This is a genomic window from Streptomyces sp. HPF1205, from assembly GCF_020400825.1.
Lineage (GTDB): Bacteria > Actinomycetota > Actinomycetes > Streptomycetales > Streptomycetaceae > Actinacidiphila.
In genome coordinates this window covers 1-1,508 of record NZ_JAINVH010000103.1, presented here as the reverse complement: position 1 = coordinate 1,508, position 1,508 = coordinate 1, and the positions used below count along the sequence as shown (strand labels likewise).

At 70.2% G+C, this 1,508-nt stretch carries 1 protein-coding gene; it reads left to right on the top strand.

Features of this window, described 5'->3' with window-relative positions; translation table 11 throughout:
- Positions 1–260 precede the first annotated feature (260 nt).
- A complete protein-coding gene (locus K7G61_RS35815; protein ID WP_263985268.1) occupies positions 261–1,472 on the top strand; it encodes an IS110 family transposase in 1,212 nt (403 codons plus the stop codon).
- Positions 1,473–1,508: the final 36 nt, after the last annotated feature.

The window sequence follows — 1,508 nt, the reverse complement described above, 5'->3', positions numbered from 1 at the left end:
CCCCGTTATGTTTTTCGCGGTCCTGCAAGAGGGCCGCTGGCCTCCGGGTCCGGCATGACTTTTGCCCCCTGTCGAACGGATGACCTGGGGGGTGGTGTCACCGGACCCGAGGGGTGCCGTCGGAGACGCTGATGAGAGGTCCGACCGCCGCCCGGCCGGGTGCAATGCCCGGCCACCTGCGGGCGGCAGGTCTGCATAACGTGGATGCGCGAGAACGGCACCGATGCCCAGGCCAGCACGCAACGAGCAAACGTGGGGGCATGGTGATCGACACGGACGGCGTGGGCGTCTTCCTCGGACTGGACGTCGGCAAGAACACCCACCACGGCCACGGGCTGACCCCGGCCGGCAAGAAGGTCTTCGACAAGCAGCTGCCGAACAGCGAGCCCAAGTTGCGGGCCGTCTTCGACAAACTCGCCTCGAAGTTCGGCACCGTCCTGGTGGTCGTGGACCAGCCCGCCTCCATCGGCGCCCTGCCGCTGGCCGTGGCCCGCGACACAGGCTGCCAGGTCGCCTACCTGCCCGGCCTTGCCATGCGCCGGATCGCCGACCTCTACCCGGGCGAGGCGAAAACCGACGCCAGGGACGCCGCGGTGATCGCGGACGCAGCACGCACCATGCCCCACACCCTGCGCTCCCTGGAGCTGACCGACGCCATCACCGCCGAGCTCACCGTCCTGGTGGGTTTCGACCAGGACCTCGCGGCCGAGGCCACCCGCACCTCCAACCGGATACGCGGCCTGCTCACCCAGTTCCACCCCAGCCTGGAACGCGTCCTGGGGCCCCGCTTGGACCACCGGGCCGTCACCTGGCTGCTGGAACGCCACGGATCCCCGGCCGCCCTGCGCAAAGCCGGCCGCCGCAGACTCGTCGAGCTGATCCGCCCGAAGGCTCCGCGCATGGCCACCCGGCTCGTCGACGACATTTTCGACGCCCTCGACGAGCAGACCGTCGTCGTCCCGGGCACCGGCACCCTCGACCTCGTCATCCCGTCCCTGGCCCACTCCCTCGCGGCCGTCCACGAGCAACGCCGGGCCCTGGAAGCCCAGATCAGCCAACTCCTGGAGGCCCACCCTCTTTCCCAGGTCCTGACGTCGCTGCCCGGCGTCGGCGTCAGGACCGCCGCAGTCCTCCTGGTCACCGTCGGCGACGGCACCTCGTTTCCAAGCGCCGCCCACCTGGCCTCCTACGCCGGCCTCGCACCGGCGACCAAGTCGTCGGGGACCTCCATCCACGGCGAGCACGCACCCAGAAGCGGGAACCGGCAGCTCAAACGCGCGATGTTCCTGTCCGCGTTCGCAGCCCTGCACGACCCCCCCTCCCGCACCTACTACGACCGCTGCAGGGCCCGCGGCAAGACCCACACCCAGGCCCTCCTACGTCTGGCCCGCCACCGCATCAGCGTCCTGTTCGCCATGCTCCGCGACGGCACCTTCTACGACCCACGCCAGCCCGAGGCAGCCACCGCATGACCACCCCGGACTTGACGAAGGACATAGAGGCACCCC

Coding starts and splice junctions, on each gene's coding strand:
- K7G61_RS35815 (WP_263985268.1), top strand. CDS start 261: ATGGTGATCGACACGGACGGCGTGGGCGTCTTCCTCGGACTGGACGTC.